This is a genomic window from Paenibacillus sp. FSL F4-0243, assembly GCF_037963295.1.
In the GTDB taxonomy this organism is placed as follows: domain Bacteria; phylum Bacillota; class Bacilli; order Paenibacillales; family Paenibacillaceae; genus Paenibacillus_AQ.
Genome location: NZ_CP150151.1, coordinates 934,524 through 950,627, shown reverse-complemented (window position 1 = coordinate 950,627; position 16,104 = coordinate 934,524). Strand labels below are relative to the sequence as shown.

At 46.4% G+C, this 16,104-nt stretch carries 7 protein-coding genes, 15 tRNA genes and 3 rRNA genes; 2 read left to right on the top strand and 23 right to left on the bottom strand.

The window, feature by feature from the left end:
* Window positions 1–91: 91 nt before the first annotated feature.
* The 20 genes from NSS87_RS04175 to NSS87_RS04080 all read right to left on the bottom strand — a co-directional run bounded on the left by NSS87_RS04175 (window position 92) and on the right by NSS87_RS04080 (window position 11,866).
* Entirely contained in the window at window positions 92–556 is a 465-nt protein-coding gene (locus tag NSS87_RS04175; RefSeq protein WP_042184989.1) for a YdeI/OmpD-associated family protein, read from the bottom strand.
* 103 nt (window positions 557–659) lie between these two features.
* Window positions 660–730: transfer RNA gene (locus tag NSS87_RS04170), tRNA-Gly, on the bottom strand.
* A gap of 12 nt (window positions 731–742) precedes the next feature.
* Window positions 743–816, bottom strand: a tRNA-Pro gene (locus tag NSS87_RS04165).
* A 30-nt stretch (window positions 817–846) separates the two neighbouring features.
* Window positions 847–923: transfer RNA gene (locus NSS87_RS04160), tRNA-Arg, on the bottom strand.
* 8 nt (window positions 924–931) lie between these two features.
* Window positions 932–1,006 (bottom strand) — tRNA-Gly (locus NSS87_RS04155).
* A 6-nt stretch (window positions 1,007–1,012) separates the two neighbouring features.
* Window positions 1,013–1,096, bottom strand: a tRNA-Leu gene (locus NSS87_RS04150).
* A 15-nt stretch (window positions 1,097–1,111) separates the two neighbouring features.
* Window positions 1,112–1,187 (bottom strand) — tRNA-Lys (locus tag NSS87_RS04145).
* A 7-nt stretch (window positions 1,188–1,194) separates the two neighbouring features.
* Window positions 1,195–1,269, bottom strand: a tRNA-Gln gene (locus NSS87_RS04140).
* A 16-nt stretch (window positions 1,270–1,285) separates the two neighbouring features.
* Window positions 1,286–1,363 (bottom strand) — tRNA-Asp (locus NSS87_RS04135).
* Between the two features lie 25 nt (window positions 1,364–1,388).
* Window positions 1,389–1,465: transfer RNA gene (locus NSS87_RS04130), tRNA-Met, on the bottom strand.
* A gap of 72 nt (window positions 1,466–1,537) precedes the next feature.
* Window positions 1,538–1,614 (bottom strand) — tRNA-Met (locus NSS87_RS04125).
* Window positions 1,615–1,631: 17 nt separating this feature from the next.
* Window positions 1,632–1,707, bottom strand: a tRNA-Val gene (locus NSS87_RS04120).
* Window positions 1,708–1,713: 6 nt separating this feature from the next.
* Window positions 1,714–1,785: transfer RNA gene (locus tag NSS87_RS04115), tRNA-Glu, on the bottom strand.
* Window positions 1,786–1,801: 16 nt separating this feature from the next.
* A tRNA-Ser gene (locus tag NSS87_RS04110) sits at window positions 1,802–1,894 on the bottom strand.
* A 5-nt stretch (window positions 1,895–1,899) separates the two neighbouring features.
* Window positions 1,900–1,975 (bottom strand) — tRNA-Asn (locus tag NSS87_RS04105).
* Between the two features lie 3 nt (window positions 1,976–1,978).
* A tRNA-Ile gene (locus tag NSS87_RS04100) sits at window positions 1,979–2,055 on the bottom strand.
* A 58-nt stretch (window positions 2,056–2,113) separates the two neighbouring features.
* Window positions 2,114–2,230, bottom strand: a 5S ribosomal RNA gene (gene rrf, locus NSS87_RS04095).
* Between the two features lie 75 nt (window positions 2,231–2,305).
* Window positions 2,306–5,234, bottom strand: a 23S ribosomal RNA gene (locus NSS87_RS04090).
* Between the two features lie 262 nt (window positions 5,235–5,496).
* Window positions 5,497–7,054 (bottom strand): 16S ribosomal RNA (locus tag NSS87_RS04085).
* Together the 16S, 23S and 5S rRNA genes with 15 tRNA genes alongside form the textbook arrangement of a ribosomal RNA operon.
* Before the next feature lie 471 nt (window positions 7,055–7,525).
* Window positions 7,526–11,866, bottom strand: a complete 4,341-nt coding sequence (locus tag NSS87_RS04080) for an S-layer homology domain-containing protein (RefSeq protein ID WP_339244983.1) — start codon at window positions 11,864–11,866, stop codon at window positions 7,526–7,528.
* Window positions 11,867–12,033: 167 nt separating this feature from the next.
* Here NSS87_RS04080 and NSS87_RS04075 point away from each other — a divergent pair, with 167 nt between their 5' ends.
* Window positions 12,034–12,159 carry a DUF4023 domain-containing protein gene (locus NSS87_RS04075; RefSeq protein ID WP_052404154.1) on the top strand — a complete coding sequence of 42 codons (126 nt, stop codon included), beginning with the start codon at window positions 12,034–12,036 and terminating at the stop codon, window positions 12,157–12,159.
* A gap of 112 nt (window positions 12,160–12,271) precedes the next feature.
* Here the strand turns inward: NSS87_RS04075 and NSS87_RS04070 are convergent, their stop codons facing one another.
* Window positions 12,272–12,976, bottom strand: coding sequence for a hypothetical protein (locus NSS87_RS04070; protein WP_339244981.1), 705 nt, complete (start codon window positions 12,974–12,976; stop codon window positions 12,272–12,274).
* A gap of 187 nt (window positions 12,977–13,163) precedes the next feature.
* Window positions 13,164–13,685: a GNAT family N-acetyltransferase gene (locus tag NSS87_RS04065; RefSeq protein ID WP_339244979.1), complete on the bottom strand. Its 522-nt coding sequence runs from the start codon at window positions 13,683–13,685 to the stop codon at window positions 13,164–13,166.
* 164 nt (window positions 13,686–13,849) lie between these two features.
* Between NSS87_RS04065 and NSS87_RS04060 the strand changes: the two genes are divergently transcribed.
* The gene (locus NSS87_RS04060; RefSeq protein ID WP_339248425.1) at window positions 13,850–15,445 is read left to right on the top strand and encodes an AMP-binding protein; all 1,596 of its coding nucleotides are present in this window, start codon (window positions 13,850–13,852) and stop codon (window positions 15,443–15,445) included.
* An 80-nt stretch (window positions 15,446–15,525) separates the two neighbouring features.
* On the opposite strand, the gene NSS87_RS04055 is transcribed toward NSS87_RS04060, so the two are convergent.
* The gene (locus tag NSS87_RS04055; RefSeq protein ID WP_042184979.1) at window positions 15,526–16,104 is read right to left on the bottom strand and encodes an SMI1/KNR4 family protein; all 579 of its coding nucleotides are present in this window, start codon (window positions 16,102–16,104) and stop codon (window positions 15,526–15,528) included.

Below are 16,104 nucleotides of genomic sequence, written 5' to 3'. Positions count from 1 at the left end.
CACATATCACCAACATTAACAGCGTCCCTTTCCAATCTTATGGAAGAGGACGCTGTTCATCTATTCAGCCTGCTAAGCACTCTTCATACTTTTATTTGAGCCTCAAGCCTTCACCCAGTTTACTGACTGATTTTTCGATACGAGATGCTCTGGTTTCAGGTCTTTTCGCCGCTTCGATCCAAGATACATATTCCTTCTGATAAGAATAAGCCAGACCGTTATAATAAGCTTCTGCCTGCTCATGACTACTCAACGCATCAAGGAAATCCTTAGGGGCTTCTACCTCCCGTAATTGATGATCTTGCTCCATCGTCACATGCACAATATCACCAGGTTGAGCTTTGGCTAGATCCCGTAGTTCTTTCTTTACCACCATAAAATGCTTTCCGTTTCCATGGGGCATAAGCGTTCCTCTATAGGGGATTCCATTTACACTTCCTTTTACCTGTATTCTGGACTTTGTTTCAAATATTTGTTCGGCATCAAAAGGGACGTTAAGATAAGTCCAGCTCCCACTTGCATCAGGTCGCACTAATTTAGCTTCAAATTCAAACATTGCTACCTCCTCAACTAAAAGCCCTAAGTTCTATTGTATCCATATGAATGTAACTATACAAAAAAAACACCTGCCTATAATAGACAGATGTTTCTTAATTATAAGCGGGTGATGGGAATCGAACCCACGCTATCAGCTTGGAAGGCTGAAGTTCTACCATTGAACTACACCCGCAAAGGTATAAAATCGGGATGACACGATTTGAACATGCGACCCCCTGGTCCCAAACCAGGTGCTCTACCAAGCTGAGCTACATCCCGTCAAAACATGTAATTACTTAGTAATAAAAATGGCGCGCCCTGAGAGATTCGAACTCCCGGCCTTTTGATTCGTAGTCAAACGCTCTATCCAGCTGAGCTAAGGGCGCAAAAATTATGGAGCGGAAGACGGGAATCGAACCCGCGACCCTCGCCTTGGCAAGGCGATGCTCTACCGCTGAGCCACTTCCGCAAAATATGGTGCGCGTGAAGGGACTTGAACCCCCACGTCGTGAAACGCCAGATCCTAAGTCTGGTGCGTCTGCCATTCCGCCACACGCGCACACTTTGAAAATAATGGTGAGCCATGAAGGACTCGAACCTTCGACACCCTGATTAAAAGTCAGGTGCTCTACCAACTGAGCTAATGGCTCTCATAAATGGCTGGGGATATAGGATTTGAACCTATGCATGACGGAGTCAAAGTCCGTTGCCTTACCGCTTGGCTAATCCCCAACAATAATTAACTAAATGGCGGAACCGACGAGATTCGAACTCGCGATCTCCTGCGTGACAGGCAGGCATGTTAGGCCAACTACACCACGGTTCCATAGACATAATGCATAAGAGTAAATTGGTTGCGGGGGCAGGATTTGAACCTGCGGCCTTCGGGTTATGAGCCCGACGAGCTACCGGGCTGCTCCACCCCGCGTCATTTAATAATTATATACTATTCATTTACACTACGCCAGCTAGTCCCAAAACATCATGCTTAAGGAAAATTTGGTTGCGGGGGCAGGATTTGAACCTGCGGCCTTCGGGTTATGAGCCCGACGAGCTACCGGGCTGCTCCACCCCGCGTCGTTCTTAAATGAATATGGTGGAGGCTGAGGGGATCGAACCCCCGACCCTCTGCTTGTAAGGCAGATGCTCTCCCAGCTGAGCTAAGCCTCCATGTTATGACCCGTATGGGATTCGAACCCATGTTACCTCCGTGAAAGGGAGGTGTCTTAACCCCTTGACCAACGGGCCATGCTAATAAACTTTGTGGCGGAGAGAGAGGGATTCGAACCCTCGAGACGCTTGTGGCGCCTACACGATTTCCAATCGTGCTCCTTCGGCCAAACTCGGACACCTCTCCATAAATGGCTCCCCGAACAGGACTCGAACCTGTGACAACTCGATTAACAGTCGAGTGCTCTACCAACTGAGCTATCAGGGAATATGGTGGGCCTTAGTGGACTCGAACCACCGACCTCACCCTTATCAGGGGTGCGCTCTAACCAGCTGAGCTAAAGGCCCTTTTTAAGACACATCAATATTAAGGGCAAAAAAAATACCACGGGTTATGTGGTTGTCCGCTTGGCGACGTCCTACTCTCCCAGGACCCTTCGGTCCAAGTACCATCGGCGCTGGAGGGCTTAACGGTCGTGTTCGGGATGGGTACGTGTGGAACCCCTCCGCTATCGCCACCAAACGGGCATTTACAGCGTAAATGCTCAGGCTTGAGTCGCCTGAAAACTGAATCCGAATTGAATTTGCGTTCTAAGTATAGGATAAGCCCTCGACCGATTAGTATTGGTCAGCTCCATGCATTACTGCACTTCCACCTCCAACCTATCTACCTCGTCGTCTTCAAGGGGTCTTACTAATTGGGAAATCTCATCTTGAGGGGGGCTTCACGCTTAGATGCTTTCAGCGCTTATCCCGTCCGTACGTAGCTACCCAGCCATGCTTCTGGCGAAACAACTGGTGCACCAGCGGTACGTCCATCCCGGTCCTCTCGTACTAAGGACAGCTCCTCTCAAATTTCCTGCGCCCACGACAGATAGGGACCGAACTGTCTCACGACGTTCTGAACCCAGCTCGCGTACCGCTTTAATGGGCGAACAGCCCAACCCTTGGGACCTACTTCAGCCCCAGGATGCGATGAGCCGACATCGAGGTGCCAAACCTCCCCGTCGATGTGGACTCTTGGGGGAGATAAGCCTGTTATCCCCAGGGTAGCTTTTATCCGTTGAGCGATGGCCCTTCCATGCGGTACCACCGGATCACTAAGTCCGACTTTCGTCCCTGCTCGACTTGTAGGTCTCGCAGTCAAGCTCCCTTATGCCTTTGCACTCTTCGAATGATTTCCAACCATTCTGAGGGAACCTTGGAACGCCTCCGTTACTCTTTAGGAGGCGACCGCCCCAGTCAAACTGCCCGCCTGACACGGTCCCCGTACCCGATTAGGGTACTAGGTTAGAACCTAGATACGATCAGGGTGGTATCCCAACGGCGCCTCCACCGAAGCTTGCGCTCCGATTTCTACGGCTCCCACCTATCCTGTACAGATCGTACCCAAATTCAATATCAAGCTGCAGTAAAGCTCCATGGGGTCTTTCCGTCTTGTCGCGGGTAACCTGCATCTTCACAGGTATTAAAATTTCACCGGATCTCTCGTTGAGACAGCGCCCAAGTCGTTACGCCATTCGTGCGGGTCAGAATTTACCTGACAAGGAATTTCGCTACCTTAGGACCGTTATAGTTACGGCCGCCGTTTACTGGGGCTTCGGTTCATAGCTTCGGGTTACCCCTAACCACTCCCCTTAACCTTCCAGCACCGGGCAGGCGTCAGCCCGTATACTTCGCCTTGCGGCTTCGCACAGACCTGTGTTTTTGCTAAACAGTCGCTTGGGCCTTTTCACTGCGGCCCCCTCGTGCTATTCACACTACCGGGGCACCCCTTCTCCCGAAGTTACGGGGTCATTTTGCCGAGTTCCTTAACGAGAGTTCTTCCGCGCGCCTTAGAATTCTCTTCTCGCCTACCTGTGTCGGTTTGCGGTACGGGCACCTTCTCCTGGCTAGAGGCTTTTCTTGGCAGTGTGAGATCATGACCTTCGCTACTATAATTTTCACTCCCCATCACAGCCCAGCCTTAACGATGTGCGGATTTGCCTACACATCAGCCTCACTGCTTAGACGGACATATCCATCAGTCCGCGTCACTACCCTCCTGCGTCACCCCATCGCTCATAGCGGATTACGGTGGTACAGTAATTTCAAACTGTTGTCCTTCGACTACGCCTTTCGGCCTCGCCTTAGGTCCCGACTTACCCTGAGCGGACGAGCCTTCCTCAGGAAACCTTGGGCTTTCGGCGGATCAGATTCTCACTGATCTTTTCGTTACTCATACCGGCATTCTCACTTGTATGCTGTCCAGCGCTCCTTACGGTACACCTTCAACCCACATACAACGCTCCCCTACCCCAGATACATACGTATCTAGCCATAGCTTCGGTGGTGTGTTTAGCCCCGTTACATTTTCGGCGCAGAGTCACTCGACCAGTGAGCTATTACGCACTCTTTCAATGGTGGCTGCTTCTAAGCCAACATCCTGGTTGTCTGTGCAACTCCACATCCTTTCCCACTTAACACACACTTGGGGACCTTAGCTGATGGTCTGGGCTGTTTCCCTTTTGACAATGGATCTTAGCACTCACTGTCTGACTCCCGGCAATAAGTATATGGCATTCGGAGTTTGACTGAGCTTGGTAATCCTTGCGGACCCCGCACCCAATCAGTGCTCTACCTCCACTACTCTTATACCGAGGCTAGCCCTAAAGCTATTTCGGGGAGAACCAGCTATCTCCGAGTTCGATTGGAATTTCTCCGCTACCCCCACCTCATCCCCGCATTTTTCAACATGCGTGGGTTCGGGCCTCCAGTGCGTGTTACCGCACCTTCACCCTGGACAGGGGTAGATCACACGGTTTCGGGTCTACGTCCACATACTAAATCGCCCTATTCAGACTCGCTTTCGCTGCGGCTCCGTCTTCTCGACTTAACCTTGCATGTTAAACGTAACTCGCCGGTTCATTCTACAAAAGGCACGCCATCACCCATAAATAGGGCTCTGACTTTTTGTAAGCACACGGTTTCAGGTTCTATTTCACTCCCCTTCCGGGGTGCTTTTCACCTTTCCCTCACGGTACTGTTTCACTATCGGTCGCCAGGTAGTATTTAGCCTTAGCAGATGGTCCTGCTGGATTCATACGGGGTTTCACGTGCCCCGCACTACTCGGGATCCGTCTCGGAGAGAACACAGTTTAGGTTACAGGGCTTTTACCTCTATCGCGGGCCTTTCCAGACCTCTTCGCCTACCATATTCCTTTGTAACTCCATGTGAGACGTCCCACAACCCCTAAGAGCAAGCTCTTAGGTTTAGGCTGTTCCGCGTTCGCTCGCCGCTACTGACGGAATCACTATTGTTTTCTCTTCCTCAGGGTACTTAGATGTTTCAGTTCCCCTGGTCTGCCTCTACATCTCCTATGTGTTCAGAGATGAGTAACTGCGAATTACCACAGCTGGGTTTCCCCATTCGGACACCCCCGGATCAAAGCTTGCTTACAGCTCCCCGAGGCAGTTTCGTTGTTCGCCACGTCCTTCGTCGGCTCCTGGCGCCTAGGCATCCTCCGTGTGCTCTTATTAGCTTAACCTTGATTTTTCCGCAGGAAAATATCATAGAATGACATTTCTTTTGGAATCATCTCACTAATAACATTTACTTGTTTGCACAAGTTGCTAAAAGATGTTCTAAAACGCAAATTCGTTTCGGTATCCAGTTTTCAAGGATCAAGTCTTACTTGAGAGCTTAAACTCTCAAAACTGAGCAACGAGTGAGTAACAGGCCTAAACCTGAGATTTGGAAGTTTAACTTCCGATTTGAATGTCTTCATTGCAGAAGACGATTCTCCATAGAAAGGAGGTGATCCAGCCGCACCTTCCGATACGGCTACCTTGTTACGACTTCACCCCAATCATCTACCCCACCTTCGGCGGCTGGCTCCCTTGCGGGTTACCCCACCGACTTCGGGTGTTGTAAACTCTCGTGGTGTGACGGGCGGTGTGTACAAGACCCGGGAACGTATTCACCGCGGCATGCTGATCCGCGATTACTAGCAATTCCGACTTCATGCAGGCGAGTTGCAGCCTGCAATCCGAACTGAGACCGGCTTTGATGGGATTGGCTTCACCTCGCGGTTTCGCTTCCCGTTGTACCGGCCATTGTAGTACGTGTGTAGCCCAGGTCATAAGGGGCATGATGATTTGACGTCATCCCCACCTTCCTCCGGTTTGTCACCGGCAGTCACTCTAGAGTGCCCAGCTTAACCTGCTGGCAACTAAAGTTAAGGGTTGCGCTCGTTGCGGGACTTAACCCAACATCTCACGACACGAGCTGACGACAACCATGCACCACCTGTCTCCTCTGTCCCGAAGGCCGCCACTATCTCTAGTGGATTCAGAGGGATGTCAAGACCTGGTAAGGTTCTTCGCGTTGCTTCGAATTAAACCACATACTCCACTGCTTGTGCGGGTCCCCGTCAATTCCTTTGAGTTTCAGTCTTGCGACCGTACTCCCCAGGCGGAGTGCTTACTGTGTTAACTTCGGCACCAAGGGTATCGAAACCCCTAACACCTAGCACTCATCGTTTACGGCGTGGACTACCAGGGTATCTAATCCTGTTTGCTCCCCACGCTTTCGCGCCTCAGCGTCAGTTACAGCCCAGAAAGTCGCCTTCGCCACTGGTGTTCCTCCACATATCTACGCATTTCACCGCTACACGTGGAATTCCACTTTCCTCTTCTGTACTCAAGTCACCCAGTTTCCAGTGCGACCTCAGGTTGAGCCCAAGGTTTAAACACCAGACTTAAATGACCGCCTGCGCGCGCTTTACGCCCAATAATTCCGGACAACGCTTGCCCCCTACGTATTACCGCGGCTGCTGGCACGTAGTTAGCCGGGGCTTTCTTCTCAGGTACCGTCACTCCGATAGCAGTTACTCTACCGGACGTTCTTCCCTGGCAACAGAGCTTTACGATCCGAAAACCTTCATCACTCACGCGGCGTTGCTCCGTCAGACTTTCGTCCATTGCGGAAGATTCCCTACTGCTGCCTCCCGTAGGAGTCTGGGCCGTGTCTCAGTCCCAGTGTGGCCGTTCACCCTCTCAGGTCGGCTACGCATCGTCGCCTTGGTGGGCCGTTACCCCACCAACTAGCTAATGCGCCGCAGGCCCATCCCTCAGTGACAGATTGCTCCGTCTTTCATTCTTTCTTCAGGAGAAAAAAGAAATTATCCGGTATTAGCTACCGTTTCCGGTAGTTATCCCAGTCTAAGGGGCAGGTTGCCTACGTGTTACTCACCCGTCCGCCGCTAAGTTATTTTGAAAGCAAGCTTTCAAAATAACTCCGCTCGACTTGCATGTATTAGGCACGCCGCCAGCGTTCGTCCTGAGCCAGGATCAAACTCTCCAATTAGTATTGAAAAGAGCGATATGCTCATTTTGAAACATCTGACGAGAAAATTAATTCTCTAATTTTGGATTTCACTTTCGTGATTTCCTACTCACTCGTTGTTCAGTTTTCAAAGATCAAGTTCTCGTTGGCGCCGTTTAATGTCTCAGCAGCAACTCTTATACTATATCATGTTCAGCCGTTTAATGTCAAGCTCTTTTTTTAACTTCTTTTTCGAGCTCGGCATGTGTGTCTCTCGGCCAGAAATAGAATATATCATGTATAGAGATTCATTGCAAGCATTATTTTAAAATTCATATTATTTTGTATTCTGTTACTTCTTCATCATAATAGTCCACTTCCTTAGTGATGTTTCCGGCAAAGTGATGGCCTCTTATACAAAAAGCATTAAACACAAAAGAGCCCCAGCAGATAAGCTGAGACCCCTTTGTTAGATACAAGCTAAGCTTGAGTTCAATTCACGCAGATAATAGATTACTTCTGCCCTTTTTCTAATAATGCAAGGATTATGGTAACCGCCTCTGCTCTTGTTGCCTTCTGGTTAGGTGCAAATTTATTCTGCCCTACACCATTCACAAGGCCTGATTTCGCTGCTGCTGCAATATATGGCACTGCCCATGCTGGTACATCCTTAGCATCATTGAAGGTTAATGTCGCTTTAGGATCTACTGTAATACCAAGAGCGCGAACAACCATAACTGCTAATTCTGTACGTGTTAGCTCCTGTGTAGGACGGAATGTTCCATCATCATAGCCACTGATAATTTGCAGAGATACAGCCTGTGCCACAAAAGACTTAGCCCATGCTGGAATCTTCGCAGAATCCTTAAAGCTTGAAGTGTCACCATTCTCCGGTAATTGTAATGCACGTGCCAGCATTGTGATAAATTCAACCCGATTTACTTTCTGATTCGGACGGAAAGTATCATCCGGATAACCACTAACGAAGCCAGCTGCTACTGCTTTCTCGATAACAGCAGCCGCCCAGTGATTGCTAGTATCCGTTAAAGATGGCTTACTAACTGGCGTCGCAGTTGGTGAAGGCGCCGTTGTCGGTGCTGGTGTAGCTGTTGGCGCTACTGTTGGTGTTGGTGTTGCTGTCGGTTTTGTTGTTGGTGCAGTTGTTGGTGCTGTTGTTGGTGCTGTTGTTGGCGCTGTTGTTGGTGCTGTTGTTGGTGCTGTTGTTGGTGCTGTTGTCGGCTCTGTTGTTGGCGTTGGTGTTGGCGTTGGTGTTGGTGTAACTCCACCATTCTCATCGCCCTTAACAATACCGAACTCTTCAAGAACATATGGTTTAGCCTCATTAACATTCTGATCAATCTCATAAGATACAGCTGTCAGCTTCCCTGCATCTACAGTGATACCAACAAAGGTCTGAACTTGACCGCGCATTGGACGCGTAGCATCACTTGGGTCCGCTCCGTATTTAGCTGCTGTATTCTCATTGGCTACTTCAAAGAGATTATAGTAAGCATCTCCCAATTCTTTCTTCATGTTCTTATAGTAAACCTTCGCTCCTGCCGTAGCTGGAATCAGATAGATTGTTCCATCTGGGTTTACTGTGTACTCTACCGTTTGACCATTGAAGCTTTCCTTGATTTTCACTGTGTCTGCTGCAGTTCCGTCAGCCTTGATTGGCTTGGTTCGTGCATAGATATGATCGTGACCTTGAAGCACCAGGTCAATACCCAGTTCAGCCATCATTGGAGCGACTTTCGCTCTTTCTCCATTAGCGCCCATAATATCTTTGTCAGTAGCGTGGTTAGAGGTTGTGTATGGTCCTTTATGCATAGCGACGATAATCCACTTCGCTCCAGCAGCCTTCGCTGCTTTTACATCGGCCTTCATCCAATCCAACTGTGCCTTGCTGAAGTTAGCATATTCATCCGAATTCTCATTCGTGTTCAAGACTACAAAGTGCGCATTGCTGTAATCATAGGAATAGTATGCTCCTGTTTCTGTTGGTGAGCCTGCGGCTTCCTTAATATTGTAGTGCTCATAGAAGGCATTCGCTTTATCCTCATGGTTCCCCGCAACTGGAACAATAGTGGTATTGAGCAAGGTTTCCTGTGAATGGCCAAGCAACCAATTCCATTGTGATTCATTGGTTCCAGTATCTACGATATCTCCGTTAATCGCCACAAACTCAGCATTCGGGAATGTCGTAAGTGCTTTTGCCATCGTTTCTCCAGAAAGAATAGCCTCATCTTCGGTCTTAGCTTGTGTGTCCGCCAGATCGATGAAAGTAAATGCACCTGTCTTAGCAGCTGTTTCGAAAGTTCCCACTGCACTCCACAATCCCAGTGCTTTATCACCTACACGGAAGTAGTATTTCGTATCAGCCTTAAGGCCAGAAGCTTCAGCTTTATGAACTAATTCATCCTTTGAATTTCTGGAAACAGCTGAACGGCCTGTAAACTCAGCAGCTTTTGTAAAGTCTGGAGTAACGCCCGTATTCTCTACAATCTGCAGGTCGCTTCCTGCAGATTTCAACGCTGTGTACCAAGTGAATCCTTTTGCACTCACTGGATCGCCGTTAATGGTAACGGTAACTTTTTTGATAGAATCGCTAGAAGCAATTTTAGCTTCTGAATTGGTTCTGTCACTTACAGCTTTGATAACAAATTGATAGGCTTGGTTCGGATTAGTATTTTCTACAGTGTAACTATAAGAAGTTTGACTTTCCGTATTAGGAACACTGACCGTCCAGTTTGCAGATACCAGATCATTTTGCTCATAAATGCGATATCCTGATACCGGTGCACCGGATGCAGGCGCATCCCAAGTTAACGTGATTTTACCGCCATCTGCTACAGTAGCTTTTGCATTTTGCACAGGTTTAACAGCTACATCAGACTTATGAATGCTGTATTTATCATACAAGTCAGTAGATCCACCAGTTGTCGTGGTGTAGGCTTCGTATGAAAATTCATTATTCGTTACAGTCATTCCTGTGAACATTTCCTTACCAGGCTGCTCGTATTTAGCTGCAAAAGGAAACGGACCTGCGCCAACATTATATTTTTTATTGCCCGCTGCATTTGTAATCAGGTATAACGTACCCTTAGGATCAGTTACCACTCCGTTTTTATCCGGCTTAATATCCGTCAACGGCTGATTGTTGTACATTTGATAGCTTCTAGTATAGGTGTGGTCATGTCCTCCGATAACCATGTCAATACCAAGCTCATCAAATACCTTTGTCAAATTAGCTCTGTAATAGAGTACATCTGTATCATTTGTGTGACTGGCAACAGAATAAGGTGATTTATGCAAGAGCACAACCTTCCACTTCTGATCGCTTTTCGCGGCTTCACTGCGCAGCCACTCTACTTGTTTTTTGTAAATTTCGTTATTCTCAAGACTCGAGCTAGCACCATAATATTCTGTATTAATAACCATAAAGTGTGCTGAACCGTAGTCAAAAGAATATACAGAGCCATCTGGTTTTGCGCCCGTATTCGAGACATTAGGTAAATTAAAATGAGTTGTGTAATTGCTATAACTCTTACTTTCATGATTACCTACCAGTGGAACCAATGGAATATTTGCTAGAATATCCTTTGGTTTATTGAAGAACCATCCCCATTGCTCCTCAATATCACCGTTGTCTACCAAATCACCGGAATTCAGAATGAATTCACTTGTCGGGAATTTAGCCAATCCCTCTTGAAGGGTATGATTCCAAATATCAAAATCACCTTCAGTTGTACCTTGAGAGTCCGTTGTATATAAGAACTTAAATGCCTGATTACTGGAGCTTTCTGTTGTAAACGTTCCGATGTCACTCCAATTGTCAGCTTGTCCATCCCCAGCACGGTAAGCATACACCGTTCCCGGCTGCAGATGATCAGCAATGACCTTATGACTAGTCAGTACTACTGGTTTCTTGGCTGACTTATCCGCTTTGGTCATATACACGCTTGTTGTAACCGATGTTCCTTCGTAAGTTTGAGCACCTACCGGAAACTGACCATCCACTAATTTAGAAGCTTCTACTACTTCAAGCTTGGTACCCGTCACACTCTCAGGTGCATACCAGTTGAATCCCATACTAGTCTGAGGGTTTCCGTTAAAAGTAAGTGCGATAGACTCAGGCTTCCCAACTCCAGGGTCTACAGGCTCTACTACCGGATAAGCAATCAGGTTCATATCCCAATAGAGGTCAGAGCTACCATCACTCGACTGATGCACCTCAGCTGAAAGCTCATTACTTCCATCCTTCAAGTTAGCCTTTACTACTTCGGTAAGGTCTACCTTGGTATATTCGTTTGGATCACTTAAGTTAGTTGAACTTTTTGTTTGAAAATTAATTTCGCCCGCTGGCATAGCCTCACGGTAGATTTCTTTGCCGTTCAAATATAGTACAGCTCCGTCATCAAATGCGAAGTTACCCAAGATTTTATCTGATTTCGCAATCTCTTCCTTATTCACCGTTACGTTTGTACGGAAGTAAGAAGTACGATATTTCATACTCTTATTAGAACCGTAGCTTATATTTGTGTTCAGAGCACCAAATTGCTTGCTGCTGACTCCGGATCCACTATCTTTATAACCAAGCGGCGCTTGGCCAGACGCCCATGTTGAATCATCGTACACGGACCGCCATACCGTCCCTTGATCTGTTCCGTGATCTAGATACTTCCACGTAGAATTCCCTGCCAATAATGTAACAGGCTCTAACGATTGTAATTGCAGTAGTCCAGCATCCCCATTGCTGTCTTCAGCATAAGCTGGTATTCCTGTGAATGTAATTCCCAGTACCATAACGAAAGCTAAGGTCATGGATACAGCTTGTTTAAATAACCTGTTCATAATCAGTCTCCCTTACTGTTCTATGAAATGCTTGCATCCATTTATAGTAACTATTAAATATTTTCGCAATGTCTTTATAAACATAGAAGTTTGTAAAGTACATCGTGTATGTATTCTTACAAAAGTGGTTACAGTAACGGCAAGGTTGCCAATCAAGGAGGATAAACATGGACGATACTCATGCTTTTGTAGAAAAAGTACACGATACTCAAAAGAAAGCTGAAAAGAATAAAGAAAATCACGGTAAAAGTACACCAAGTCAAAAGCTGCCAAATAAACAGCACAGTAAGTAAAAGCGTTTAAATCATTGGCTCCCAAACACGACAAAGAAGCAGCAAGCCTCTCCAACTATGGGAGACTTGCTGCTTTACTTTTTAAGGCACAAAGATAAGTGCTAATGAGGGCTTATTTCGTCCATTTCACTACATTCACTGCTACTTTTTCTAATTGCGTCTTACTCAGTGTTTTATTCGGGGAACTAATAGTAACAAAACGATCATCCAGTTTATAGGTCAAGAACAACGAATCGGTAGATGGACTATACCATTTAGCTTCGGTTCCGTTAGAGAGCTTTACGGTTTCACCTTTATATTCGTAAGCGTAATCACGAGGAGAAATGTTCACCTTCATCTGCTTAAACAGAAAGTTCACACCATCATCTGAACCCACTACTTTTTGAAATGCGTCTCCACTCACCATTTGAGTAGGTGCATAGGCTGTTTCAAAACCCTGGAAATTAGCGAAGGCTTTAACAATCTCTTCTTTCTGAGTGTTGCTGTATTGTACTGGAGTCAGAGAAATAGTGTCAGTCACTGAGCCTCCTGTGCCAAGAATAACCTGATTGTTCACCGCATCAAAGGTCACGGGCACCTTCATCACATCAGCAATCGCACGTACAGGAAGATAGGTTGTATTGTTATACGTAATTGGTGCCAGTGCATTTCCTTTATTATCAACTGGCGTATACGCCGTGCCATTCACCTTAAATCCTATGCTGTGATTGAGATATGCCGTGATTTTCTGAAGTTTAGTTCCTGCGTACACACCGGCTGATCCTGTGACTACCATCCCAAACACCATTGTTGCTATAATTATTTTTTTGTTTTTCATAAGTAAGCCCTCCTCGAAAGTTCAATCTTTGTTCTTACTTTAGCTCAAACAAAATAAGATTATGTCTCTAAGTTGTTTCTTACTTGTACCCATTTTGTAATTAAAAAAATCAAAATATCATTAATTCAAAAAAAATAGAAACAGCAACCCGCTTGTCCTAAAAAGGATCGTACGGATTGCAGTTAGATTAACTTTGATACGGCGTTGTAACCTTATACACTTCTGTATATAAAATTTCTCTATAAAGATTGAATTCTTCTACATCGACTGGGTTAGGGTAAGTCATAATTTGAAGCGGTAAATCCGCATTTCCCTCACGCAGAGGGGGCTGCACATACGCATAAGGATTCAAATGGAAGCCCAGTCGCTCATAAAAGCCAATTCTCCGTTGTTCCATTTCACCCAGTGGCGGCTCTACTTCAAGAAGCACAGGCTTGCCCGACTGACGGATATATTCTTCCATCAGCTTTTTACCAATGCCCCCACCTCTTATACTTGGGTCCACGGCAATATGTTCTACAAATCGAAATCCTGGAAACTCCCAGCAAGCTATAAAAGCAATGATTTTCCCCTCAGCATTCCCTTCGGTAATCAATCGGTAATGTGAAACATCCAATAACTCCTGTTGTCCCTCATAGGTTCTGATCTCGGAGGTAGGAAAAGAGGCTTCCATAATGGCGAATATTTCATCAAAAGTTGTGTGATTCATAACATAGTTCTCACTTTCTGGATTTATATTTACACAAGTTATCTTAACCTTCTAAACCCTATGATATCAAATTTAAGCCTCAAGGTACTAGTACCTGGTACTAGTATAACGTGCTATACTAAGCATAACAGTTATACACATCTTGTTTTATATAGGAGAGGTTCATATTGGATAATCAGCAGTGGATCGCACCTGAGTACTACAATCTCACTTCGGAAATGGAACGTCATGCTCCGGAAAAAATTGCGCTTAAGTGGTTGAATGAACAAGGAGACTACGAGGAGATCACTTACGGAGATCTTCGCAAGCAAGCTAACCAGCTTGCCGGAGGGCTCGCAGCACTCGGCCTTCAGCAAGGGGATCGTGTTCTTGTAATGGTTCCCCGTCGAATCATCGCTTATGTCATCTATTTAGCATGTCTGAAGCTAGGACTTGCCATTATCCCTTCATCGGAAATGCTTCGCGCAAAGGATTTATCTTATCGTCTGCGGCATTCCGAAGCCAGAGCTGTTATTGCCTGGTCCGAGGTCACTGATGAAGTTAATAAAATCTCGGACGATCTGCCTGCTCTGGATTACCGTCTTTCCGTATCCGGCGACCCTGACGAGCTCGGTCATGGATGGCTAGATCTGGAAGGCCTAATGATTGATCAGCCAGATAAATTCACAGCAGTCGAAAGCCACCGCGACGATATGGCGATCTTGGCATATACCTCTGGAACAACTGGCAACCCTAAAGCAGTCGTTCACAGTCATGGCTGGGGTTATGCTCACTTACGTATCACATCGCCTCAATGGCTCGATATCAAAGAAACCGACACCGTTTGGGCAACAGCAGCACCGGGCTGGCAGAAGTGGATCTGGAGCCCCTTCCTAACCGTCCTTGGCAACGGGGCGACCGGCTTTGTATATAGTGGATCTTTTCATCCCAAAAAATATTTGCAGCTGTTACAAGATCACAACATCGAGGTATTATGCTGTACGCCAACCGAATATCGCTTGATGGCCAAATTAGAAAATCTCAATCAGTATGACTTGTCCCACCTTCGCTGCGCGGTTTCCGCTGGAGAGCCTTTGAATCAAGAGGTTATCAACACCTTCCAGCGTGAATTCAATATCACGATTCGTGATGGTTACGGTCAAACAGAAAGTACGCTTATTATCGGTACTCTCAAAGATACACCTATCCGAATAGGTTCTATGGGTAAGTCTATTGCTCCTGGTCTAATTGAAGTGGTAGATGAGGACGGTATTCCGTTACCTGCTGGAGTTGTTGGAGATATCGCAGTGCACCTAAGCATGCCAGCGTTATTCCATACCTATTACAAAGACCCTGGCAGAAAAGAAAGCTCTACTCACGGCGAGTTCTTCATAACTGGTGACCGGGCACGGAAAGATGAAGAGGGTTATTTCTGGTTCGAGGGCCGTGGAGATGACATTATCATTAGTTCGGGCTACACCATAGGTCCTTTCGAAGTAGAAGAAGCCCTTATGAAGCATGCTGCGGTTAAGGAATGCGCGGTCGTTGCAAGTCCGGATGAAATCCGCGGACATATCGTTAAAGCTTTTATTGTACTAAAAGATGAGACCGCCGCTTCTCCAGAGCTTGTGAAGGAGCTGCAATCCCATGTTAAAGAGTGGACCGCTCCTTATAAATATCCACGCAAAATCGAGTTCATTCAAGATCTTCCGAAGACAACCTCCGGAAAAATACGGAGAGTAGAGCTTCGCGAGCAGGAGAAACGTGCTGCGCAGGAGTAACATAACAGTAGATATTTAATAAACAAAGAGCAGCTAGTCCGTAATAGGACTGCTGCTCTTCTTTATAGGGTATCAGCTTGTTACTCGGACCAATATTTCGCATCCGGGTTTAGAGCCGCACCTACTTCGCCCTCTTTTACTAAATCGCAATCGAGGTAACCCTCTTCATCCAGGAAATAAACCTCCTGCTTGTAGAACTCACATAAAGTCTCCAGGAACTTTTCAGGTGATTCATACATGACAATCAGATCCCCAAAATCATGCAGCAGGTCACATACACGTTCCACACCATCTGCAGATTTATAGTAACAAATGAAGTCGCTACCGTAATTCGTTAAGATCGGCAAGATAACGCCATCCGCTTGATGGCCTTTTTCCTCCAATATTCCAGCTAAAATCTTCATCTCTGCTTCATATTCATTAATATGAATTAGACGATATCCTGGAATAAATTCGATCAGACTTGGTTCTTCTTCCTCACTGCTTGTACCCGAAACTGTGTTATAAATGGCCTTCAGCAGTTCAGGGGCTTCCGGAAAAATCGCCGTAATCTTCGCTTCATTATCACCCTTACCTAAGCTGGCAATATAGTCAGGACGTAAGTCAGCGGAAAGCTTGAGATATTCTTGAAATTGTTCTGTCAATTTGTTAGTTTGCAT

Coding starts and splice junctions, on each gene's coding strand:
- NSS87_RS04175 (WP_042184989.1), bottom strand. CDS start 556: ATGTTTGAATTTGAAGCTAAATTAGTGCGACCTGATGCAAGTGGGAGC.
- NSS87_RS04080 (WP_339244983.1), bottom strand. CDS start 11,866: ATGAACAGGTTATTTAAACAAGCTGTATCCATGACCTTAGCTTTCGTT.
- NSS87_RS04075 (WP_052404154.1), top strand. CDS start 12,034: ATGGACGATACTCATGCTTTTGTAGAAAAAGTACACGATACTCAAAAG.
- NSS87_RS04070 (WP_339244981.1), bottom strand. CDS start 12,976: ATGAAAAACAAAAAAATAATTATAGCAACAATGGTGTTTGGGATGGTA.
- NSS87_RS04065 (WP_339244979.1), bottom strand. CDS start 13,685: ATGAATCACACAACTTTTGATGAAATATTCGCCATTATGGAAGCCTCT.
- NSS87_RS04055 (WP_042184979.1), bottom strand. CDS start 16,104: ATGCAAACTAACAAATTGACAGAACAATTTCAAGAATATCTCAAGCTT.